The organism is Mesorhizobium sp. M0854, from assembly GCF_040319815.1.
Classification (GTDB): Bacteria; Pseudomonadota; Alphaproteobacteria; order Rhizobiales; family Rhizobiaceae; genus Mesorhizobium.
In genome coordinates, this window is record NZ_JAMYOL010000014.1 from 37,828 (window position 1) to 58,266 (window position 20,439).

At 62.4% G+C, this 20,439-nt stretch carries 21 protein-coding genes; 9 read left to right on the forward strand and 12 right to left on the reverse strand.

Going from position 1 to position 20,439, the window contains the following annotated elements:
• Window positions 1–56 precede the first annotated feature (56 nt).
• The 3 genes from purL (at window position 57) to NKH99_RS21070 (ending at window position 3,369) form a co-directional block, all read left to right on the forward strand.
• Window positions 57–2,294 (forward strand): phosphoribosylformylglycinamidine synthase subunit PurL, encoded by a 2,238-nt coding sequence (gene purL / locus NKH99_RS21060; RefSeq protein WP_353015332.1) that lies wholly within the window; start codon window positions 57–59, stop codon window positions 2,292–2,294.
• A gap of 86 nt (window positions 2,295–2,380) precedes the next feature.
• Window positions 2,381–2,614, forward strand: coding sequence for a BolA/IbaG family iron-sulfur metabolism protein (locus NKH99_RS21065; RefSeq protein WP_023674714.1), 234 nt, complete (start codon window positions 2,381–2,383; stop codon window positions 2,612–2,614).
• A gap of 20 nt (window positions 2,615–2,634) precedes the next feature.
• Window positions 2,635–3,369 carry a class I SAM-dependent methyltransferase gene (locus NKH99_RS21070; protein WP_352541435.1) on the forward strand — a complete coding sequence of 245 codons (735 nt, stop codon included), beginning with the start codon at window positions 2,635–2,637 and terminating at the stop codon, window positions 3,367–3,369.
• A gap of 2 nt (window positions 3,370–3,371) precedes the next feature.
• On the opposite strand, the gene NKH99_RS21075 is transcribed toward NKH99_RS21070, so the two are convergent.
• Entirely contained in the window at window positions 3,372–4,166 is a 795-nt protein-coding gene (locus NKH99_RS21075) for a phosphodiester glycosidase family protein (RefSeq protein WP_353015335.1), read from the reverse strand.
• A gap of 163 nt (window positions 4,167–4,329) precedes the next feature.
• Between NKH99_RS21075 and grxD the strand changes: the two genes are divergently transcribed.
• Window positions 4,330–4,665, forward strand: coding sequence for a Grx4 family monothiol glutaredoxin (gene grxD, locus NKH99_RS21080; RefSeq protein WP_023674712.1), 336 nt, complete (start codon window positions 4,330–4,332; stop codon window positions 4,663–4,665).
• A gap of 207 nt (window positions 4,666–4,872) precedes the next feature.
• Complete coding sequence (locus NKH99_RS21085; protein WP_502893744.1) at window positions 4,873–6,072, forward strand: multidrug effflux MFS transporter; 1,200 nt, start codon at window positions 4,873–4,875, stop codon at window positions 6,070–6,072.
• An 18-nt stretch (window positions 6,073–6,090) separates the two neighbouring features.
• On the opposite strand, the gene NKH99_RS21090 is transcribed toward NKH99_RS21085, so the two are convergent.
• The 4 genes from NKH99_RS21090 to rpsD all read right to left on the reverse strand — a co-directional run bounded on the left by NKH99_RS21090 (window position 6,091) and on the right by rpsD (window position 9,010).
• A complete protein-coding gene (locus tag NKH99_RS21090; RefSeq protein WP_352501584.1) occupies window positions 6,091–6,498 on the reverse strand; it encodes a UCP034077 family protein in 408 nt (135 codons plus the stop codon).
• A 49-nt stretch (window positions 6,499–6,547) separates the two neighbouring features.
• Window positions 6,548–7,363 carry an inositol monophosphatase family protein gene (locus NKH99_RS21095; RefSeq protein ID WP_353015338.1) on the reverse strand — a complete coding sequence of 272 codons (816 nt, stop codon included), beginning with the start codon at window positions 7,361–7,363 and terminating at the stop codon, window positions 6,548–6,550.
• Entirely contained in the window at window positions 7,353–8,240 is an 888-nt protein-coding gene (gene ttcA / locus NKH99_RS21100) for a tRNA 2-thiocytidine(32) synthetase TtcA (protein WP_352738028.1), read from the reverse strand. Before ttcA ends, NKH99_RS21095 begins: the two co-directional genes overlap by 11 nt.
• 152 nt (window positions 8,241–8,392) lie before the next feature.
• On the reverse strand, window positions 8,393–9,010 hold the full coding sequence (gene rpsD, locus NKH99_RS21105) for a 30S ribosomal protein S4 (RefSeq protein WP_023717376.1): 618 nt from the start codon (window positions 9,008–9,010) through the stop codon (window positions 8,393–8,395).
• Between the two features lie 379 nt (window positions 9,011–9,389).
• Here rpsD and NKH99_RS21110 point away from each other — a divergent pair, with 379 nt between their 5' ends.
• Window positions 9,390–9,602, forward strand: a complete 213-nt coding sequence (locus NKH99_RS21110) for a hypothetical protein (RefSeq protein ID WP_353015341.1) — start codon at window positions 9,390–9,392, stop codon at window positions 9,600–9,602.
• Window positions 9,603–9,692: 90 nt separating this feature from the next.
• Here the strand turns inward: NKH99_RS21110 and NKH99_RS21115 are convergent, their stop codons facing one another.
• From NKH99_RS21115 to NKH99_RS21130, 4 genes are all read right to left on the reverse strand, one after another.
• On the reverse strand, window positions 9,693–9,881 hold the full coding sequence (locus tag NKH99_RS21115; protein WP_023674705.1) for a DUF3008 family protein: 189 nt from the start codon (window positions 9,879–9,881) through the stop codon (window positions 9,693–9,695).
• A gap of 76 nt (window positions 9,882–9,957) precedes the next feature.
• Window positions 9,958–10,770 carry a glutamate racemase gene (gene murI / locus NKH99_RS21120; protein ID WP_352474637.1) on the reverse strand — a complete coding sequence of 271 codons (813 nt, stop codon included), beginning with the start codon at window positions 10,768–10,770 and terminating at the stop codon, window positions 9,958–9,960.
• A gap of 157 nt (window positions 10,771–10,927) precedes the next feature.
• Window positions 10,928–11,572, reverse strand: coding sequence for a DUF805 domain-containing protein (locus NKH99_RS21125; RefSeq protein ID WP_353015344.1), 645 nt, complete (start codon window positions 11,570–11,572; stop codon window positions 10,928–10,930).
• Between the two features lie 80 nt (window positions 11,573–11,652).
• Window positions 11,653–12,519, reverse strand: coding sequence for an RNA methyltransferase (locus tag NKH99_RS21130; RefSeq protein ID WP_353015347.1), 867 nt, complete (start codon window positions 12,517–12,519; stop codon window positions 11,653–11,655).
• A 206-nt stretch (window positions 12,520–12,725) separates the two neighbouring features.
• Here NKH99_RS21130 and NKH99_RS21135 point away from each other — a divergent pair, with 206 nt between their 5' ends.
• From NKH99_RS21135 to NKH99_RS21145, 3 genes are read left to right on the forward strand one after another with little or no spacing between them, the layout of a single operon-like run.
• A complete protein-coding gene (locus NKH99_RS21135; protein ID WP_292659842.1) occupies window positions 12,726–13,937 on the forward strand; it encodes an NADP-dependent isocitrate dehydrogenase in 1,212 nt (403 codons plus the stop codon).
• Between the two features lie 11 nt (window positions 13,938–13,948).
• Window positions 13,949–14,569 (forward strand): glutathione S-transferase family protein, encoded by a 621-nt coding sequence (locus tag NKH99_RS21140; RefSeq protein WP_352614106.1) that lies wholly within the window; start codon window positions 13,949–13,951, stop codon window positions 14,567–14,569.
• A 15-nt stretch (window positions 14,570–14,584) separates the two neighbouring features.
• The gene (locus NKH99_RS21145; RefSeq protein ID WP_353015350.1) at window positions 14,585–15,166 is read left to right on the forward strand and encodes a demethoxyubiquinone hydroxylase family protein; all 582 of its coding nucleotides are present in this window, start codon (window positions 14,585–14,587) and stop codon (window positions 15,164–15,166) included.
• Window positions 15,167–15,300: 134 nt separating this feature from the next.
• On the opposite strand, the gene NKH99_RS21150 is transcribed toward NKH99_RS21145, so the two are convergent.
• The 3 genes from NKH99_RS21150 to recA form a co-directional block, all read right to left on the reverse strand.
• Window positions 15,301–16,095 carry a PhzF family phenazine biosynthesis protein gene (locus NKH99_RS21150; protein ID WP_353015353.1) on the reverse strand — a complete coding sequence of 265 codons (795 nt, stop codon included), beginning with the start codon at window positions 16,093–16,095 and terminating at the stop codon, window positions 15,301–15,303.
• Between the two features lie 64 nt (window positions 16,096–16,159).
• Window positions 16,160–18,826, reverse strand: a complete 2,667-nt coding sequence (gene alaS, locus NKH99_RS21155) for an alanine--tRNA ligase (protein WP_353015410.1) — start codon at window positions 18,824–18,826, stop codon at window positions 16,160–16,162.
• A gap of 259 nt (window positions 18,827–19,085) precedes the next feature.
• The gene (gene recA, locus NKH99_RS21160) at window positions 19,086–20,183 is read right to left on the reverse strand and encodes a recombinase RecA (RefSeq protein WP_023674696.1); all 1,098 of its coding nucleotides are present in this window, start codon (window positions 20,181–20,183) and stop codon (window positions 19,086–19,088) included.
• Window positions 20,184–20,439: the final 256 nt, after the last annotated feature.

A 20,439-nucleotide genomic window follows, 5' to 3' on the forward strand; every position in this document is an offset into this window, starting at 1 on the left:
CGGCTGCAACGCTTGCGATAAGACGGGACTCGATCTCAAGGACACAATTGCCGATCATGACCATTTCCAATTACGTGCCGATCACTCCTGAACTCATTGCCGCGCACGGGCTGAAGCCCGACGAGTACCAGCGCATCCTCGACCTGGTCGGGCGCGAACCGAGCTTTACCGAACTTGGTATTTTTTCGGCGATGTGGAACGAGCATTGTTCCTACAAATCCTCGAAGAAGTGGCTGCGCACGCTGCCGACCACCGGGCCGCAAGTCATCCAGGGCCCGGGCGAGAATGCCGGCGTGGTCGACATCGGCGACGGCGACTGCGTCGTCTTCAAGATGGAGAGCCATAACCACCCCTCCTATATCGAGCCCTATCAGGGGGCTGCGACCGGCGTCGGCGGCATCCTGCGCGATGTCTTCACCATGGGCGCGCGGCCGATCGCGGCGATGAACGCGCTGCGCTTCGGCGCGCCGGACCATCCCAAAACCAGGCACCTCGTTGCCGGCGTCGTTTCCGGCGTCGGCGGCTATGGCAATTCCTTCGGCGTGCCGACGGTCGGCGGCGAGGTCAATTTCGACGCCCGCTACAATGGCAACATCCTGGTCAATGCCTTTGCGGCGGGGCTTGCCAAGACTGATGCGATCTTCCTGTCGGAAGCCAAGGGTGTTGGCCTGCCGGTGGTCTATCTCGGCGCCAAGACCGGGCGCGACGGTGTCGGCGGCGCCACCATGGCCTCGGCCGAGTTCGACGATAAGATCGACGAGAAGCGGCCCACCGTGCAGGTTGGCGATCCGTTCACCGAAAAATGCCTGCTCGAAGCCTGCCTCGAACTGATGGCGTCCGGCGCCGTTATCGCCATCCAGGACATGGGTGCCGCCGGCCTCACCTGCTCGGCGGTCGAGATGGGCGCCAAGGGCGACCTCGGCATCGAGCTCGATCTCGACAAGGTGCCGGTGCGTGAAGAGCGCATGAGCGCCTATGAGATGATGCTTTCGGAGAGCCAGGAGCGCATGCTGATGGTGCTGCGCCCCGAAAAGGAAAAACAGGCCGAGGCGATCTTCCACAAATGGGGCCTCGACTTTGCCATCGTCGGCAAGACCACCGACGATCTGCGCTTTCGCGTGCTGCACCAGGGCGACGAGGTCGCCAACCTGCCGATCAAGGATCTCGGCGATCAAGCGCCGGAATATGACCGTCCCTGGGTCGAGCCGAAGAAGCCGGCGCCGCTGGCCGGCGATGCACCGCAAGCCGATGTGGCCGACGCACTGCTCAAGCTGCTGAGCGGACCGGACCTTTCCTCGCGCCGCTGGGTCTGGGAGCAGTACGACACGCTGATCCAGGGTAATTCCCTGCAGCTTCCCGGCGGCGACGCCGGTGTCGTGCGCGTCGATGGCCACCCGACCAAGGCGCTCGCCTTCTCCTCCGACGTGACGCCGCGCTATTGCGAGGCCGACCCTTACGAGGGCGGCAAGCAGGCGGTTGCCGAATGCTGGCGCAATCTTACCGCCACCGGCGCTCTGCCGCTCGCGGCCACCGACAACCTCAATTTCGGCAATCCGGAACGGCCGGAGATCATGGGCCAGCTGGTTGGTGCTGTGAAAGGCATCGGCGATGCCTGCCGGGCGCTTGGCTTTCCGATCGTCTCCGGCAACGTCTCCCTCTATAATGAGACCAACGGACAGGGCATCCTGCCGACACCGACCATCGGCGGCGTCGGTCTGATTGCCGACTGGTCGAAAATGGTGCGCATCGGCTTTGCCGCCGAAGACCAGATGATCGTGCTGGTCGGCGCGCCGACGATATGGGGCTCGCATCTTGGCCAGTCGGTCTATATGCGCGACATCTTTGGCCGCGCCGACGGCCCGCCGCCGCCGGTCGATCTCGGCCACGAGAAGCGGGTCGGCGATCATGTGCGGGCACTGATCGCCTCCGGTGTCGTTACCGCGGCGCATGACGTTTCCGATGGCGGCATCGCGGTAGCGCTGGCCGAGATGGCGATGGCCTCCGGCATCGGTGCGACCATCCCCGGCCTGATCGGCACAGATCCAATCCCCGTCTGGTTCGGCGAGGACCAGGGCCGTTATCTGCTGACGCTGTCGATCGACCCGCAGAGCGAGCAATGGGACGCCATTCGCGAACAGCAAAACAAGCTCGGCGTTTTTGCGCCGTGGATCGGCTCGACCGGCGGCAGCGACCTGAAGCTGGGCGAGGCGCGTGCGATACCGGTCAGCGAATTGACCGCCGCCCACGAATCCTGGTTCCCCCGCTTCATGGCAAATGAGGTCGTGGACCCGTGAAGTGATCGAGCGGGCCCCTTTCCCTGTGGTTCATCCGCCATTTCGACCATATCTATGAGCTCACGACCTGAACAAGGAATCCTCATATGGCAATGGACGCCCACGACATCGAACGGCTGATCAAGGAAGGCATTCCCGACGCCAAGGTGACGATTCGCGACCTGGCCGGCGACGGCGACCATTATGCGGCTGAGGTTGTGGCCGAAAGCTTTCGCGGAAAAAGCCGGGTCCAGCAGCACCAGATGGTCTATGACGCGCTGAAGGGCAATATGGGCGGCGTGTTGCACGCGCTTGCCCTGCAGACCAGCGTGCCGGACTAATTCTACGCAAGCGGGAAGTCATGGCCAAAGGCGACAGCGATCCGGTTGCAGTCAGTGCCTATGCTTCCTTCGCCGAGCGCTATGACGCGCTGGCGCCGATCAAGCCGCACAACGCCCTTTATGAACGGCCAGCCTCGCTGGAGTTGCTGGGCGACGTGACGGGTCTGAACATACTGGACGCCGGTTGCGGCTCCGGTATCTGCTCGGAAAAGCTGGCTGGCTCAGGTGCGCGGGTAAGTGCCTTCGACATTACGCCGGAAATGCTGGCTCTGGCACGTCAGCGATGCGCTGGGCTCGATGTCGATATCCGGCTTGGCAACCTCGAAAGGGCTCTCGACTGGCTCGCGGATGGCAGTTTCGACCGAATACTTTGCTCGCTGGCGCTCGACTATGTCGAAAAACTGGAGCCGGTATTCGCTGAGTTTCATCGCGTGGCCTGCCCGGGCGGCTGGCTGGTGTTCTCTATGGGCCATCCAATGCGCGATTGGCAGGACACGCGCACGCGCGGGACGAAAACCTATTTTGAAACGAATCGCTGGGGCATGTATTGGGGAGGTTTTGGGGAGCCCAAGCCCTATGTCGAATCCTATCGCAGGCCGCTCGGCGATATCCTCAACGGGCTTGCCGACACAGGCTGGACGCTCGATCGTTTCGTCGAGCCGGTTCCCGCGCCCGAGATGGAAATGGTCGACTCCAGGCATTTTGCCGAACTGAGTTTGGCGCCGGCATTCATATGCGTACGTGCGCATAAATAAAGTCACCTTTTCGCCGACACGGCGATGATCGGCCCGACCGGATAGCTTCCACCCACAATCATCCGCTCGCCGTTCGACAGCGCCGAAACGACCCCGTCGAAGAAAAGCGCGTTGGGACAATTGAGCGCATCTCGAAACAGTCGCGCGAAGCTGCCGAGGCTGACCTCAGAGCACGAGATCGCCAGCACGACAGTGTTTTCGTCACGCACGCCGATGCCATTGCGGATATAGCGCGATGTGCCGTTTTGCTCGAAGCGGGGATGAAGCCGGCCGTCGATCACCAGCATCGGGCCGGATTGCGTGGCAAACATCACGTCCAGTCTGGTCGCAGCATAGGCGCTTGTCTCCATGACCGCCGCCTTGCCGTCCTTCCGGACCAGGAAGACGCCATTCGGTTTCAGGAAGAAATTCCCTTCGCTGTCGGCGACGTTGATCGGCGCCTTCTCCCGGCCGTCTTCGACGAGAAGGCCGACCGGAGTCAGGTCTTGGTGATACATGCCGGCATTCATGGCGAGCAGCACCGGCCGGCCATGATCCGCCATCGCCTTGTCGAATTTGTCCAGTGAACCGAAAGCCTTGCCGTCAAGGCCTGCATGGAACACACCGATGTCATAGTGGCGCAGATCGATTTCGCAGACGACATAGGCGACCGCCTCGAAGCTCGCGTCGCGGCACGGCGCCGGTAATTCACCGCCGACGACGAGAGATGGCTGTCTCGGCGACCTGGCCCACCAGATCAAGGACAGTGCGGCGAACAGAACGGCGAGGAGGAACCCGGCGAGATATCGTCTTTTCATCGCGCCTCGGGAAAGATGGTGGCCAACGCTCTTGGCCCAAGATCAGACGTTCCTTTGCGCCATTTGCATGGCAAGGCGGCAAACATCTTGTTTCGCGCAACCCATGGGTTTATTTGAAGGGTAATGTTCGAGCCTGACTCCCACAGGCATGAAAGGGTATTCCATGAGCGGCATCAACGACTACATCGACAATGAAGTGAAGGGCAACGACGTCGTTCTCTTCATGAAGGGCACGCCCGGCTTCCCGCAATGCGGATTTTCCGGCCAGGTCGTGCAGATCCTCGACTATATCGGCGCCGACTATAAGGGCGTCGACGTGCTGACGTCGGCCGAACTGCGGCAAGGCATCAAGGACTATTCCAACTGGCCGACCATCCCGCAGCTCTACGTCAAGGGCGAGTTCGTCGGCGGCTGCGACATCATCCGCGAGATGTTCCAGGCGGGCGAATTGCAGACCTTCCTCGTCGAAAAGGGCGTCAGCGTCAAAGGCGCCGCCTGACTTCTGTTTCTGCGTATGACCTTCCGCCTGCGATTTTCGGGGGTCATGCGCTAAGCGCCGGGGCAGCCCCCACCTTGGCAAAAAGTTCTGCCCGCTATCGGGCAATCAACGAATGGATGCGTCGGCCAGCCGGCGCATTTTCGTTTGAGGATCGGACTGGCCTTGGATCAGCAAGCACAAGCGCAGCAAAAGGCAAGCACCTTGCCCATTCCGCGCTGGGAATTCATTGCGCTGTGCGCGGCGCTGATGGCGCTCAATTCGCTGGCAATCGACATTATTTTGCCGGCGCTGCAGCAGATCGGCGCTTCGCTTGGCATCGAAAATGAAAACCACCGGCAATATGTTGTCACCGCCTATATCCTTGGCTTTGGCGGCGGACAGCTGTTCTTCGGGCCGATCTCGGACCGCTTCGGGCGCCGCGCGCCGCTTGTCGCAGGGCTGGTGATCTACGTCCTGGCGGCCGGCGCTGCGGCAATCGCCCCGTCATTCGCCACGCTTCTGCTATGCCGGGCGGTGCAAGGCATCGGCGCGGCGGCGACGCGCGTCATTGCCGTCTCGATCGTGCGCGATACGTTCGACGGAAGGCGCATGGCCGAAGTCATGTCCTTGATCTTCATGGTGTTCATGGCCATTCCGGTGGTGGCGCCCGGTATCGGCCAGTTCATCATGCTGTTTGCGACCTGGCATGTGATCTTCGTCACCATGGCAGCCGGCGCGCTGATCGTGTCCGCCTGGTCGCTGCTGCGCCTGCCCGAGACACTACACCCCGAATATCGCCGGCCGCTGACGCTGTCCTCCATCATCGGCGGCTTCCGCATCGTTCTCACCAACCGCATCGCGCTCTGCTACGCCTTTGCCAGCACCTTCATCTTCGGCGCCATGTTCGGCTTCATCGCCTCGGCCCAGCAAATCTATGTCAGCGTGTTCAATGTCGGCGAGATGTTCCCCGTCATCTTCGCGGGGGTTGCCGGCGTACTTGCTTTTTCGAACTACCTCAACTCGCGCCTCGTCGGCCGCATCGGCATGCGCCGTCTGTCGCAAAGCGCGCTGCTGCTGTTTCTGGCCATCAGCCTTGCCTGGCTGGTCGTTTCCATCGAAATAAAGATGCCGCTCTGGCTCTTCATTACCTTCTTTGCCTGCGCCATGGTCCCGTTCGGCGCGCTCGGCGCGAACTTCAACGCGCTCGCCATGGAGCCGCTGGGGCACCTGGCCGGCACTGCGTCGTCGATCCTTGGGTTCATGCAGACATTTCTTGGCGGCATTCTCGGTACGCTGATCGGCCAAGCCTTCAACGGCACGGTGACGCCGCTGGCCGCCGGGTTCTGCAGCGTGTCGGTGGCGGCGCTGCTGATGATCCTGCTGGCCGAGCGCGGCAGACTGTTCCAGCCGCATAACCCGCCGGTTTAATGCACATTGCGCGTGCGCCTAGGATGCACCCTCACTGACCGCGGTGAAGCGGGGGAACAGCGTACGTCCTGCGATTGCTCCACCCATACTGTCCGAAACGGGCAGTGGAAGAGCCTTGTCGAGCGCCTCGAGGACGGAAGCCACGAAGGCCCGATTGAGCGGACCATCGTCCCCTAGATGGGAGTAAGTGGCGCGCGGCTTGCCGATAAGCGTGCCGTTTCGGCGAATTGAGAACTGCAGCGTCAGGGTCATGCCCGCGGTTCCGGGCGGCGGCTTCCAACAGGCGAAGATCGCGGAGAACATCTCGTCTATGGTGTCGACGGAGTCGGGACTGCGACATGCGCGTTCCCCAGCGCTTGCTTCATTGACACCGGCAACCAAGGCAAGGGCAAAGGCCGTTGCAACAATTGCGGACCGAGGTTTCATTCGAGGTCTCCGGTTTCGCACAGGATTGGACAACTTTGGCAGCGAAGAGTTATTCCGCCCAGAGCTCGCGGCGCAGCTCCCGCCAGCTCTCCCGGTCTGGCGCGACCAGCAGGCCACCTCCGACATGCGACGGCAGATAGGCGCTGCCGTCGAAGCGCGCGGCATGGCCGCCCGCCTCCGCATGGATCAGGTGATCCCAGGGCATCAGCTTGTTGTAGACGACGAAATGGCCGTGGCCGCTGGCCAGCAGGCGGTATTCGTGGGCGGCGCAGCGATAATTGAACTGCGATAGCGACTTGGTCTGGTTGCGCGCCAAACGTGAGCGGTCCGGCTCGGGCACGTAGTGCCATGAGACCGCACCGGTCATTTCCGACATCGGCGCCGGTTTGGCGACATGGACCTTTTCCAGATTGCCATGGGCATGGCGGATATGGCTGCTGGCGCCACTAACGCCGATCAGCCAATCCTTGCCGACGGGATCGTGAATGATGCCGGCGACCGTCTCGCCCTTGATCACGACGCCAAGCATGACGCCGAAAAGCGGCACGCCGGAGGCGAAGTTGAAGGTGCCGTCGACCGGGTCGATGACGAAGGCGAGTTCGGCATCGCCGAGACCGTCGAGCAGCGTCGGGTCGTCGGAGCAGGCCTCCTCGCCGACGATCATTGCGTGGGGATAACGCTGGCGCAGCCTGGCGGTGATGAGCCGTTCGGCATTGACGTCGGCCTCGGTGACGAGATCGGCGGCCGAGGTCTTGCGACGGACGTCGCCCTCGCTCAACCGGCGAAAGCGCGGCATGATCTCGGCGACGGCGGCTTCCGACAGAAGGTCTGCAAGCCAGTCGATCGCGCTATCGTCAAATGTCATCGGGACGCCTGGTGGTGAGGGTTTCGTTGAGGGCGGCGAAATCGAACAGCTTCCTGTCGAGCAGATGCGAACGCCGCACATTGGTCATGGCGCGGATCATCGTGTCCTTGCGGCCGGGCATGCGCTTCTCGATGTCGTCGAGCATCGCCTTCATGGCGTTGCGCTGCAGGCCTTCCTGGCTACCGCACAGATCGCACGGAATGATCGGGAATTTCATGGCGCCGGCGAATTTCTCGAGATCCGCTTCCGCACAATAGGCGAGCGGCCGCAGCACCATGACATCGCCTTCGTCATTGAGCAGCTTCGGCGGCATGGCGGCGAGGCGTCCGCCATGGAACAGGTTCATGAAGAAGGTTTCCAGTATGTCCTCGCGGTGATGACCGAGCACCAGCGCCGAGCAGCCCTCCTCGCGGGCAATGCGATAGAGATGGCCGCGCCGTAGCCGCGAGCACAGCGAGCAATAGGTGCTGCCCTCGGCCAGCTTGTCGGTGACCACCGAATAGGTGTCCTGATATTCGATGCGATGCGGAATGGCATGGCTGTCGAGATAGTCGGGCAATATGTGCTTGGGAAAGTTCGGCTGGCCCTGGTCGAGATTGCAGGCCAACAGCTCGACCGGCAGCAGCCCGCGCCATTTGAGATCGAGCAGCACGGCAAGCAGGCCGTAGGAATCCTTGCCGCCCGACAGAGCGATCAGCCAACGGTCGCCGGGCCTCACCATGGCGAAATCGTCGATCGCCTGGCGGGCAAGCCGCAACAGCCGCTTGCGCAGCTTGTTGAACTCGACGGAGGACGGCACATCGGCAAACAGCGGATGAAAGCCGCCTTCGGTGTCGGCGACCGGTTCGAGTGTTTCGGCGTCTGGCAGCATATTCATGGCGCGTCCGCCCCAAGATCCTGTTGCCGCCCGCAGTAGCGCATCGGACCGAAAACCGAAATCGATTTCGGAATCACGCCGCGGAAAAGGAACGAAAAAAGAAAGGCCGCCTCGACGGGCGGCCTTCGATTGTATCGCGACGAACGCGCCGATCAGCGCGAATAGAACTCGACGACCAGGTTCGGTTCCATCTGCACGGCAAACGGAACGTCCGCCAGGCCGGGGATGCGCGTGAAGGCCGCGGTCATCTTGTTGTGATCGGCCTCGATGTAATCGGGCACGTCGCGCTCGGCCAGGCCCACCGATTCCAGCACGATGACCAGCTGCTTCGACTTCTCGCGCACTTCGATGACATCGCCCGGCTTGCAGCGGTACGAGCCGATGTTGACGCGCTTGCCGTTGACGTTGACGTGGCCGTGATTGACGAACTGGCGCGCCGCAAAGATGGTCGGCACGAACTTGGCGCGGTAGACGACCGCGTCGAGGCGCGATTCGAGCAGGCCGATCAGGTTCTCCGAGGTGTCGCCCTTGCGGCGGTCCGCCTCTTCATAGACCTTGCGGAACTGCTTTTCCGACACGTCGCCATAGTGGCCCTTCAGCTTCTGCTTGGCGCGCAGCTGCAGGCCGAAATCGGAAAGCTTGCCCTTGCGGCGCTGGCCATGCTGGCCGGGGCCGTATTCACGCTTGTTGACCGGGGACTTCGGGCGGCCCCAGATGTTTTCGCCAAGACGGCGGTCGATCTTGTACTTCGCGGATTCGCGCTTGCTCATCGCATTCCCTTTCAAAACAACACACCCGGAACCTCATGGTCCGGGTGAAGGAAACGCGCCCTCCTCTGGCCTCAGTTTTCGAGACCTGACAGGGTTTTCCACGCAACGCGACGGAAAACCCACGGGACACGTCATTTCAAACAAGACATAGGGAAAGTAAACCGGCTTCCCAAACGTCTTGCACACATAAAGAAAACCACCGGGCATTGCGGCCCGGTGTTGGTGGGCTGGTTAAACGGAGATTTAACCGCTGTCAAGCTTCCGGCTGGCGCGAATCGCCGAACCGGATAGTGTTACGGTTGTAGAACGTGCCGGATGTGGCGGGAGGTTGCGCCAGCGGCATCAGGAAGGGACTGAAATCAGAGGAGCTGGAATTCGCATGAAGAAGTTCTTCCTTACGTTGGTAGGCGCCGCGGTGATGGCCGGCACGATGGCGATCGCGCCCGAGCCGGCGCAGGCCCGGCATTGGCATGGGCACAGGCATCACCAGGTCTGCCGCATCGTGGTCAAGAAGAAGGTGGTGTGGCGCCACGGTCATCGCAAGGTGATCCGCTACAAAGTGCGGCGCTGCGGGTGGGGCTGGAACTGGTAATTTTCGTCCTCGCCCGTTGAGACTTCATGGCCCGCGGCTCAGCCGCGGGCCTTTTATTGACCGGCATCCGCCGTCAGAATGGCCAGTCGATCAGTGTTTCGACTTCTTTTCCGGCAGGCCCTTGCGCTTGGTCTCGGCGAATTCCTCGAGCTGTTTTTCGCTCATGGATTTATACATTCCCTTCGACGCGCCTTTGAGCGCGCCCTTCTTGGTCTCGCCGCGCTTGGCTGACAATGCCGCGCCGGCCGCTTTCTGCTGGGCTTTTGAGGTGGCTGGCATGATGGTTTCTCCCGTTTCCAATGAGAGGAAAACGCATTGTCCGGTGTGATGTTCCCAAAGCGAAAATTGCCTGCGATCAGGATATCGCCAGGCCAAATCCCTGCATCAGCCGGCGCGTCGGAAAATCGGCGCTGTTCGAGGTGAAGAATGCAAGGTCGGCGCCTTCCGGCAGTGCCTCTCTGCGATAGCGGGCCTCGGTATCGGCAAGCAGCGACAGCGCCCGGCGTGCGATCGCCTCGGCCGGGTCGAGCCAGTCGACCGGCCACGGTGCTGTCTTGCGCATGCGGTTGGCCAAAAACGGATAATGGGTGCAGGCAAGCACGACGATGTCGGTGCGCAGCCCGTCATGCTCGACGAAGCACGGCGCGATCTCGGCGCGCACGGCGTCCTCGTCGACAAAACCATCGCGCATATAGGCTTCGGCCAATGCAGCCAGCCTGTCGCTGCCGACCAGGCGGACGTGGCATTTCTGCGCCCATTTGCTGATCAGGTCGCGCGTGTACTGGCGCTTGACGGTGCCGGGCGTCGCCAGCACCGAAACCAGGCCCGAGCGCGTGCGTTCCGCCGCCGGCTTAATGGCCGGCACGGTGCCGACGAAAGGGTGGCCGGGAAACCGCTCGCGCAAGGCATCGATGACCAGTGTCGAGGCGGTGTTGCAGGCGATGACCGAAATGGCCGGCGAAAACCGGTCGAGCAGCCTGGCGAACAACTCCAGGATATGTGTTCTCAGCGCCGGTTCCTCCCAGCCGCCGAAGGGGAACGCCGCGTCGTCGGCGACATAGATGAAGCGGCGGTCAGGCATCAGCACGCGCGCCTCACGCAGCACGGTGAGGCCGCCAATGCCGGAATCGAACATCAGGATCGGACGGGCGCTCGATGGATCGGTCATTGTCATTGAGTCACTAAGGGCTGGGAATCACTAAGGGCTGGGAATCACAAACGAGATCACGAGGGAAGGCCCGGCCCATGCTTTCTGCTTCGGCCAATGATGCTTTATCCCGGCCGCTTCTATGTGGAACCATCATGGCCTTGATGCGGCGAGCCGGTCACACAAGGCCGCGCTTGCCGAAGCCGCCGGGCCGCGGCCGGCCGTTCGCCGGAGATGCAGGTTGAGATGCAGGGTGGTTCGACGGCACCGGCGCGGCCCGCGTGGCGTAGGCTGGAGCCAGGGCCGTCGCGCCGGCGGCTGACGCTGAATGGAGCGCGGCGGCGCCGCGCAGCGGCCCGGGCGGGTCGAAATCGTCGAAACTCAGGGATGACGCCATATCCGCAGAGCCACCGCCCGCCTGCTTGCCCGCCAAGATGACGGCCCACAGCCCGACAAGAGCTAATCCCAGCAGGTTAAGGCCGGAATGCGAATCTTCGCCGTCGAATTTTACGACAAGAACAGTGCCGGCCTGCAGGATCGCAAACAGCGTCGAGAACACGATATACGACCAAAGGATCCAACCCGACCCTTGCGCGTCGCGGCTTCGACGCCAGGCGAAATTCGCGCGGAACAGAACGATCACCAGCGAGGTAACGAGAACAGCCGCGGCCAGCCCTTCCCTGGAAGGACCGGGTTTCGAATTGGCCAAACCCTCGAAGCCGACGGTCCCCACGACGCACAGCACAAAGGTCACGATTTCCGCAACCAGCAAGGCCGCGGAATAGAAGAAAAAGCGAAGACGCCCGATATTTGAATTGAACATCGAAAGGATCCATCGTTTTCCAGACAATGGATCACACCAAATAACATTCGGTTACTGATGAGGTATGGGCAGTTCCGAGGCTAGTCTTTGTCTTTCGCCCTCGCAGCGCGTGCCGCGGCCGCCGGGAGCCGCCTTGGATCGTCGCCAGGCGATCCGTCGCCGCGCGGCATGGCCGGCGAGAACCTGTCTAGCGATGATATTATGCCGCGCAGCACCTTGAGCTCCGGCTCGGCAAAGCCGGGGCGGGTCAGCACAGCGCGCAAATTGTCGACCATCTTCGGCTTCTTCGCTGCCGGGCGGAAATAGCCGCGCGCCTCCAGTGCACCTTCCAGATACGCAAACAGGCCGTGCAATTCTTCCTTGGCAGCCGGCGGCATTTCGGGGCCGGAGAAGTTGGTCCTGGTCTCGTCTTCCAGGCCGGACTTCATCCATTCATAGGACATCAGCAGGGCCGCCTGGGCAATGTTGAGCGAGGAGAAGGCTGGATCGACGGGGAAGGTGACGATCTCGTCGGCAAGGCCGACCTCGTCATTATAGAGGCCGAAGCGCTCGCGGCCGAACAGGATGCCGGTGCGCTGGCCGGCCCGCTGCCGCGCGCGCATTGCCCTGCCCGCCTCGACCGGACCGCGCACCGGCTTGAAATTGTCGCGCGCGCGCGCCGTGGTGGCGAAGACGAAGTTCAAATCGGCAACCGCCGAGGCGAGGTCATCGAACACCTTGACGGCATCGATGACGTGGTCGGCGCGGCTTGCGGCGGCACGCGCCTTCTCGCTCGGCCAGCCGTCGCGCGGATTGACGAGCCGCAGCTCGGAAAGGCCGAAATTGGCCATGGCGCGCGCAACCATGCCGATATTCTCGCCGAGCTGCGGCTCGACCAGGATGATCGCCGGACCGGACGCTGGAGTTCCGGAGGCAAGAGGGGTGGCGGGATCCTGGGTAGCGGCCATGGTTGTCAGTGAACTGCTGTTTGCGGCATTTCGCAGTCCCCTGCCACATTTGGCGGCGAAAATGAAGCTTTCGCAAGGAATGCCGGCACTACGGCGCGGTTCGCCGTTTGCGCGGCCAAAAAGCCTTTGATATACGGGCCGCATCCCAGGGCCGGCAGCCGTGCGGGCAAGGCCGTTCCGTTCCCCAAAAGCGAGGCATTCTTTCCATGGCGAAGATCAAGGTGGCGAACCCGGTCGTCGAACTCGACGGCGACGAGATGACCCGCATCATCTGGCAGTTCATCAAGGACAAGCTGATCCACCCTTATCTCGACCTCAAGCTCGAATATTACGACCTCGGCATCGAGCACCGCGACGCCACCAACGACCAGGTGACCATCGATTCGGCCAATGCCATCAAGAAATACGGCGTCGGCGTGAAATGCGCGACGATCACGCCCGACGAGCAGCGCGTCGAGGAATTCAAGCTGAAGAAGATGTGGAAGTCGCCGAACGGCACCATCCGCAACATCCTCGGCGGCACCATCTTTCGCGAGCCGATCATCATGAAGAACGTGCCGCGGCTGGTGCCCGGCTGGACCAAGCCGATCATCGTCGGCCGCCACGCCTTCGGCGACCAGTACCGCGCCACCGACTTCCGCTTCCCCGGCAAGGGCAAGCTGACGATCAAATTCGTCGGCGAGGACGGCCAGGTGATCGAGCACGACGTCTTCGACGCACCCGGCGCCGGCGTCGCCATGGCCATGTACAATCTCGACGAATCGATCCGCGAATTCGCCCGCGCCTCCCTGAACTACGGCCTGCTGCGTAATTACCCCGTCTACCTCTCGACCAAGAACACCATCCTCAAAGCCTATGACGGCCGCTTCAAGGACATCTTCCAGGAGGTCTACGAGGCGGAGTTCGAAGCAGAATTCAAAGCGAAGAAACTCTGGTACGAGCACCGGCTGATCGACGACATGGTGGCCTCCAGCCTGAAATGGTCGGGTGGCTATGTCTGGGCCTGCAAGAATTATGACGGCGACGTGCAGTCCGACACGGTGGCGCAAGGCTTCGGCTCGCTCGGCCTGATGACCTCGGTGCTGATGACGCCGGACGGCAAGACCGTCGAGGCGGAAGCCGCGCACGGCACCGTCACCCGCCACTATCGCCAGCACCAGAAGGGCGAGGAGACCTCGACCAATTCGATCGCCTCGATCTTTGCCTGGACGCGCGGCCTCGCGCACCGCGCCAAGCTCGACGACAATGCCGAACTGAGGCGCTTTGCCGAGACGCTGGAAAGGGTCTGCATCCAGACGGTCGAGTCCGGCTTCATGACCAAGGACCTGTCGCTGCTGATCGGCCCCGACCAGCCATGGCTTTCGACCACCGGCTTCCTCGACAAGATCGACGAGAATTTGCAGAAAGCGATGGCCTGAGCCCAACCGGCATGGGCAAGCCCGTCGTCTACGGCGCGGACTACAGCGTCTATGTGCGCATCGTGCGGCTGGTGCTGGAGGAAAAGGGCGTCGGCTACGAGCTCGTGCCCGTCGACATCTTTGCCGCGGACGGCATTCCCGGCTGGTATTTCGAGCACCAGCCGTTCGGCCGCATCCCGGCCTTCGAGCATGACGGCTTTCGCCTCTACGAGACCGGCGCAATTGCCCGCTATGTCGACGAAGCCTTTGGCGGCCCGGCGCTGCAACCGGTCGAAGCCCGGCCTCGAGCACGCATGAACCAGATCACCGGCCTGCTCGACGCCTATGCCTACAGGACCATGGTCTGGGATGTCGCTGTCGAGCGGCTGGAAACAACGCCGCCCGACGAAGCAGTGATCGCCAACGGGTTGCGGCAAGCAAGAACGGCATTGCAGGCGCTCTCCTCGCTGAAAGCCGAAGGGCCTTGGCTGTTGGGAACGGACCTGACGCTGGCCGACCTGCACGCCGCACCGATCATCGGCTATTTCGTCAAGGTCGCCGAGGGACAAGCCCTGCTGGCCGAGTTTGCCGAGATCCAGAATTGGTGGACCCGCATTGCGGCGCGTGCGAGCGTTGCCGGCAGGCTGACTTAACTCTCGAGCGCATTCATGGCCAAGCTCTCTCACCAGGACGCACTGACGGTGGCCAGAATAGTCAGAGTCAACCACGCCGGCGAGTACGGCGCGATCAGAATCTATTCGGCACAGATTCTTGTCGCGAAGCGTTTCTGGCCGGACTGCGTGCCGTCTTTGTCGGAGATGCTTGGGCACGAGCGCACCCACTGCGCGTCTTTCCATGCAGCCATGCCACTGCGAAATTCCCGACCGTGTCGCGTGATGCAATTCTGGAGCTGGGGCGGCTGGCTGCTGGGTTTCCTCACTGCCCTGCTCGGCCCGCAAGGCGTCTGGGCCTGCACCGCAGCTGTCGAAGCGGCGGTGCACCGCCATCTCGATGATCAGCTGTTCTTTCTCACCGGACGCGATCACGAGTTGCACGGCATCATCCTGTCCATCCGCGAAGAAGAGCTTACCCATCTCCGTCACGCCGAAGAGCAGCTGACCTCGCCTGGACCGTTGCTGAACCGCCTGCGCGCAGCGATCTCCGTTACCACCGACTGCCTGATTTGGCTGTCGACCTGGGGGGACTCGACGCGAATGACGCGTGCCCTGAAGGCATCAAGGCATCTCTGATGAGCGCTATGCCGTTCTAGCGCCGCCTCTTTGGGGCCACTGCCCTGCGCCATCGGGCCGCCGCCCGGCCCAAACGCCATACCGTGATCTGGACACCTGGCTCAGGCGAAGCAGCCACCGAATTGGCAAGCCGCTCAATCGGGAAGGTAGATCTCCGCCTTCATGAAGGTCTTCGCACGGCCTGTGATCAGCACGCGATCTCCGGCCAGTTTGCATAGCAAATGCCCGCCGCGCTGCGAGCATTGGAATGCCGACAGATGCGTCTTGCCGAGTTTTTCAGCCCAGTAAGGTACCAGCGTCGCATGAATGGAGCCGGTAACCGGATCCTCGGGAATGCCCGCCCCGGGCACGAAGTAACGGGAGACGAAATCGTGGGCTCGCCCAGGCGCGGTAATAACCAGGCCGAGAGGATGAAAACGTTCGATCCTGAGCAGATCGGGAACGAAAGATCGCACGGTTGTCTCGTCGGCAAGCTCGACAAACAGGTTCTCGAAATTGCGGAAGCTCGCAACCGGCCGCTGAGGCAATATCGCTTGCAGCGCCGGGTTCAGCTCTTCCTCGACGGGCTGCGGCGGAAAACAAGGCAGATCGAGCTGATAGCCCCCTTCCCACCGGGAAACCCGCAGCTCGCCGACCCGGGTGGCGAAGGCCATTTCGCCCTGACCATTGTATTCCGTAGCCAGCACATGGGCGGCCGCAAGAGTGGCGTGGCCGCAGAAGTCGACTTCGTGGACCGGCGTGAACCAGCGCAAATCCCAACCTTTGCCATTCGGCCGCACAAACGCGGTTTCAGCAAGATTGTTTTCGTTGGCGATGGCCTGCATTACCTGCTCCGACAGCCATTCCTCTAAAAGGAGAACGGCGGCAGGGTTACCCTGGAAGGCCCGTTCGGCAAAGGCATCGACCTGATACATCGTCAGCGTCGGCATATCGGCCCTCAAAGAGATCCACTGGGCGACGCGCCATTTCGGCCGTGCCGCCCCCGGTGCAGGTTCACGCCGCTTCGAGAGCCGCCTTCACCGCAGCGATCGCGTCTTCGGCCTTCGAGGCGTCCGGGCCGCCGGCCTGAGCCATATCGGGTCGCCCGCCGCCGCCCTGCCCGCCCAATGCCGCGGACGCGACGCGCACCAGATCGATGGCGCTGAAGCGGCCGGTCAGATCATCGGTGACGGCGACGACGACGCTTGCCTTGTTGTCCGCGCCGGCGCCGACAAAGACGACGATGCCGGAGCCGAGCGACTTCTTGCCGGCATCGGCCAACGGCTTAAGATCCTTTGGCGAGACGCCCGATACCGCCTTGCCGAGAAAACCGACACCGGCAATGGTTTCGTTTTCCGCCGGCACACCGGCTGGCGAGCGATCGCCCAGCGCCAGCTTCTTGCGCGCCTCTGTCAGCTCCTTTTCGAGCTTCTTGCGTTCGTCGAGCAGCGCCTCGACGCGGGCCGGCACATCGGCCGGCGAAATCTTCAGCGCGGCGGCGGCCGCCTTCAGCCGCTTGTCCTGTTCGTCGAGATGCTTTCTGGCCGCCTCGCCGGTCAACGCCTCGATGCGGCGAACGCCGGCAGCGACCGCGCTGTCGGACAGGATGCGCACCAGGCCGATATCGCCGGTCGCCCTGACATGCGTGCCGCCGCATAGCTCGACCGAATAAGGCCGGTTGGCCTTGGCGCCATGCAAGCCCGTGCCCATCGAAACGACGCGCACTTCATCGCCATATTTCTCGCCAAACAGCGCCATGGCGCCTTCGGCAATGGCGTCGTCGACAGACATCAGCCGCGTGGTTACAGGGCCGTTCTGAACGACGATCTCGTTTGCCATGCGCTCGACCTCTTCGAGCTCGTCAGGCGAGATCGGCTTGTTGTGCGAAATGTCGAAGCGCAGACGCTCGGGCGCGACCAGCGAGCCCTTCTGCGCGACATGGGCACCCAGCACCTCGCGCAGCGCCTCATGGATCAGATGCGTGGCGGAATGGTTCGCGCGCAGCCTGGTGCGCCGCGCGTGGTCCACCTTCAGCTCGACGGTCGCGCCCGTCTTGACCGTGCCGGTAGCCACCTTGCCCAGATGGACGAAAAGCCCATCGGCCTTCTTCTGGGTATCGGATATTTCGATCGAGAACCCGTCGCCCGAAATGACGCCGGTGTCGCCCATCTGGCCACCGGACTCGCCATAGAACGGCGTCTGGTTGACAACCACGGCAACGGCGTCACCCTTGCCGGCGCTGTCGACGGTTTTGCCGTCCCTGACCAGCGCCTGGACGAGGCCTTCGGCCTGCTCGGTCTCATAACCCAGGAATTCGGTGGCGCCGGTCTCCTCACGCACCGCGAACCATATCGTCTCGGTTGCGGCCTCACCGGAACCAGCCCAGCTTTTGCGCGCCTCCGCCTTCTGCCGCTCCATCGCCTCGGTGAAGCCGGCAAGGTTGACCGAGATGTTGCGCTGGCGCAGCGCATCTTGCGTCAGATCGAGCGGAAAGCCATAGGTGTCGTAGAGCTTGAACGCTGTCTCGCCATCCAGCATGTCGCCGGAGGCCAGCGTTTCCGTCGCCTCGGAAAGCAAGCCCAAGCCGCGCACCAGCGTCTTGCGGAAACGAGTTTCCTCAAGCTTCAGCGTTTCGGTGATCATCTGTTCGCCGCGCACCAGTTCCGGGTAGGCTTGGCCCATCTCGCGGACCAGCGCCGGCACCAGGCGCCACATCAGCGGATCGTGGGCGCCGAGCAACTGCGCGTGGCGCATGGCGCGGCGCATGATGCGACGAAGCACGTAGCCGCGGCCTTCGTTGGACGGCAGCACGCCGTCGGCGACCAGGAAGCAGGACGAACGCAAATGGTCGGCGATGACGCGGAACGATGCGGCGGTGCCCGCATCCGGACCTTTGCCAAGCGCCGAAGACGCAGCGTCGATCAGGTGGCGGAACAGGTCGGTTTCGAAGACGCTTTCAACCCCTTGCAGGATAGATGCCATGCGCTCGAGACCCATGCCTGTGTCGATCGACGGACGCGGCAGGTCGACGCGCTCGTCCTTCGTCACCTGTTCATACTGCATGAACACCAGGTTCCAGAATTCGAGGAAACGGTCGCCATCCTCCTCGGGGCTGCCGGGAGGGCCGCCCCAGATATGCTCGCCACGGTCGATGAATATCTCCGAACACGGCCCGCAAGGCCCGGTGTCACCCATCGCCCAGAAATTGTCCGAAGTCGCGATGCGGATGATGCGATCGTCCGAAAGGCCGGCGATCTTCTTCCAGTACGAAGCCGCCTCGTCGTCGGTGTGGTAGACGGTGACCAGCAGCTTGTCCTTCTTCAGCCCGAACTCCCTGGTGATCAGGTTCCAGGCAAGCTCTATGGCCCGCTCCTTGAAATAGTCGCCGAAGGAGAAATTGCCGAGCATCTCGAAGAAGGTCAGGTGGCGCGCAGTGTAGCCGACATTGTCGAGGTCGTTGTGCTTGCCGCCGGCGCGAACACTCTTCTGGGCGGTCGTGGCGCGCGAATACGGCCGCTTCTCCAGACCGGTGAAAACGTTCTTGAACTGCACCATGCCGGCATTGGTGAACATCAGCGTCGGGTCGTTGCGCGGCACCAGCGGGCTTGACGCGACGACCTCGTGACCTTCCTTGCGAAAATAGTCGAGAAATGCCGACCGGATCTCGTTGACGCCACTCATGAATACTGCCTTTTCGAGAGAACCGCCGGCTGCCGGCGGAAAATAGACATGGCCTTTTAGCGGTCGCACCGCAGCCTGTCCAGAAACACCAAATGGGCTCAAATCCCGGCTTTCACCAGCGCCTTGAAATGCGTCTGCCTCGCCGTCAAACGCGAACCGCCGGCCCTGGGCCGGCGGTTCGAAACGCATCGATTACGCAAACTCAAAATCAAAACATCAAATCGAAACCTGGCTGAGGCTCAGCGAGGCGTCGCTTGCCCTACATCACCCCAGCGTCGTCCTCGAAACCGTCATCGCTGCTTTCGGAGCCGCCGTTCTCAAGGAATTTCTCAGCGATCAGCCCGGCATTCTGCCGTAGCGCCAGCTCGATCTCGCGCGCCGTGTCGGGATTGTCGCGCAGGAACAGTTTTGCGTTTTCGCGGCCCTGGCCAAGACGCTGCGAATTGTAGGAGAACCAGGCGCCCGACTTTTCGACCACGCCCGCCTTGACGCCGAGATCGACCAGCTCGCCGGTCTTCGAGACGCCCTCGCCATACATGATGTCGAACTCGACCACCTTGAAGGGCGGCGCCAGCTTGTTCTTGACGACCTTGACGCGGGTCTGGTTGCCGACGACCTCGTCGCGATCCTTGACCGAGCCGATGCGGCGGATGTCGAGGCGGACCGAGGCATAGAATTTCAACGCATTGCCGCCGGTCGTCGTCTCGGGCGAACCGAACATGACGCCGATCTTCATGCGGATCTGGTTGATGAAGATGACCATGGTGTTGGAGCGCGAGATCGAGGCGGTGAGCTTGCGCAGTGCCTGGCTCATCAGGCGGGCCTGCAGGCCGGGCAGCGAATCGCCCATCTCGCCTTCGATTTCCGCCCGCGGCGTCAACGCCGCCACCGAATCGACCACCAGCACGTCGATGGCGCCGGAGCGCACCAGCGTGTCGCAGATCTCCAGCGCCTGCTCGCCGGTATCGGGCTGCGAGATCAGCAGGTTTTCGAGATCGACGCCGAGCTTGCGGGCATAGACCGGGTCGAGCGCGTGCTCGGCATCGACGAAGGCGCAGATGCCGCCCTTCTTCTGGGCTTCGGCCACCGTGTGCAGCGCCAGCGTCGTCTTGCCCGAGCTTTCCGGCCCGTAGATCTCGACGATGCGGCCGCGCGGCAGGCCGCCGACGCCAAGCGCGATGTCCAGCCCAAGCGAGCCGGTCGGCACCGTTTCGATCTCGACGACCTGCTCGTTCGCGCCGAGCCGCATGATCGAGCCCTTGCCGAAGGCACGCTCGATTTGCGACAGCGCCGCATCCAGAGCCTTTGATTTGTCCACCGCTTTGTCCTCTACAAGCCGCAAAGAATTCTGAGCCATGATACATCACCCCGTGGTCGTCAATGGAGGCCGGACAATCCCGCAATCCTTAAAAGAATGTACCTCATTTGTTCTCATTTGTCAATGAGCACCAAGGGTTTGAAAAATAACGCATATCCCTATTTGTTCTATTTTTGTTTCGCAATTATTGCTTCGGATGTATCTCACCTCGCATGCGGCGCCGTTGCCGTTGCCGACCGAATCGGACCCGCGATTGCAGGGTTCCGCCCGGCGACCTAGTCTCCCCGGGCAACAG

Bases quoted from the DNA above. Each gene is read 5' to 3' on its own strand.
- purL (WP_353015332.1), top strand. From the start codon at position 57: ATGACCATTTCCAATTACGTGCCGATCACTCCTGAACTCATTGCCGCG.
- NKH99_RS21065 (WP_023674714.1), top strand. From the start codon at position 2,381: ATGGCAATGGACGCCCACGACATCGAACGGCTGATCAAGGAAGGCATT.
- NKH99_RS21070 (WP_352541435.1), top strand. From the start codon at position 2,635: ATGGCCAAAGGCGACAGCGATCCGGTTGCAGTCAGTGCCTATGCTTCC.
- NKH99_RS21075 (WP_353015335.1), bottom strand. From the start codon at position 4,166: ATGAAAAGACGATATCTCGCCGGGTTCCTCCTCGCCGTTCTGTTCGCC.
- grxD (WP_023674712.1), top strand. From the start codon at position 4,330: ATGAGCGGCATCAACGACTACATCGACAATGAAGTGAAGGGCAACGAC.
- NKH99_RS21090 (WP_352501584.1), bottom strand. From the start codon at position 6,498: ATGAAACCTCGGTCCGCAATTGTTGCAACGGCCTTTGCCCTTGCCTTG.
- NKH99_RS21095 (WP_353015338.1), bottom strand. From the start codon at position 7,363: ATGACATTTGACGATAGCGCGATCGACTGGCTTGCAGACCTTCTGTCG.
- ttcA (WP_352738028.1), bottom strand. From the start codon at position 8,240: ATGAATATGCTGCCAGACGCCGAAACACTCGAACCGGTCGCCGACACC.
- rpsD (WP_023717376.1), bottom strand. From the start codon at position 9,010: ATGAGCAAGCGCGAATCCGCGAAGTACAAGATCGACCGCCGTCTTGGC.
- NKH99_RS21110 (WP_353015341.1), top strand. From the start codon at position 9,390: ATGAAGAAGTTCTTCCTTACGTTGGTAGGCGCCGCGGTGATGGCCGGC.
- NKH99_RS21115 (WP_023674705.1), bottom strand. From the start codon at position 9,881: ATGCCAGCCACCTCAAAAGCCCAGCAGAAAGCGGCCGGCGCGGCATTG.
- murI (WP_352474637.1), bottom strand. From the start codon at position 10,770: ATGACCGATCCATCGAGCGCCCGTCCGATCCTGATGTTCGATTCCGGC.
- NKH99_RS21125 (WP_353015344.1), bottom strand. From the start codon at position 11,572: ATGTTCAATTCAAATATCGGGCGTCTTCGCTTTTTCTTCTATTCCGCG.
- NKH99_RS21130 (WP_353015347.1), bottom strand. From the start codon at position 12,519: ATGGCCGCTACCCAGGATCCCGCCACCCCTCTTGCCTCCGGAACTCCA.
- NKH99_RS21135 (WP_292659842.1), top strand. From the start codon at position 12,726: ATGGCGAAGATCAAGGTGGCGAACCCGGTCGTCGAACTCGACGGCGAC.
- NKH99_RS21140 (WP_352614106.1), top strand. From the start codon at position 13,949: ATGGGCAAGCCCGTCGTCTACGGCGCGGACTACAGCGTCTATGTGCGC.
- NKH99_RS21145 (WP_353015350.1), top strand. From the start codon at position 14,585: ATGGCCAAGCTCTCTCACCAGGACGCACTGACGGTGGCCAGAATAGTC.
- NKH99_RS21150 (WP_353015353.1), bottom strand. From the start codon at position 16,095: ATGCCGACGCTGACGATGTATCAGGTCGATGCCTTTGCCGAACGGGCC.
- alaS (WP_353015410.1), bottom strand. From the start codon at position 18,826: ATGAGTGGCGTCAACGAGATCCGGTCGGCATTTCTCGACTATTTTCGC.
- recA (WP_023674696.1), bottom strand. From the start codon at position 20,183: ATGGCTCAGAATTCTTTGCGGCTTGTAGAGGACAAAGCGGTGGACAAA.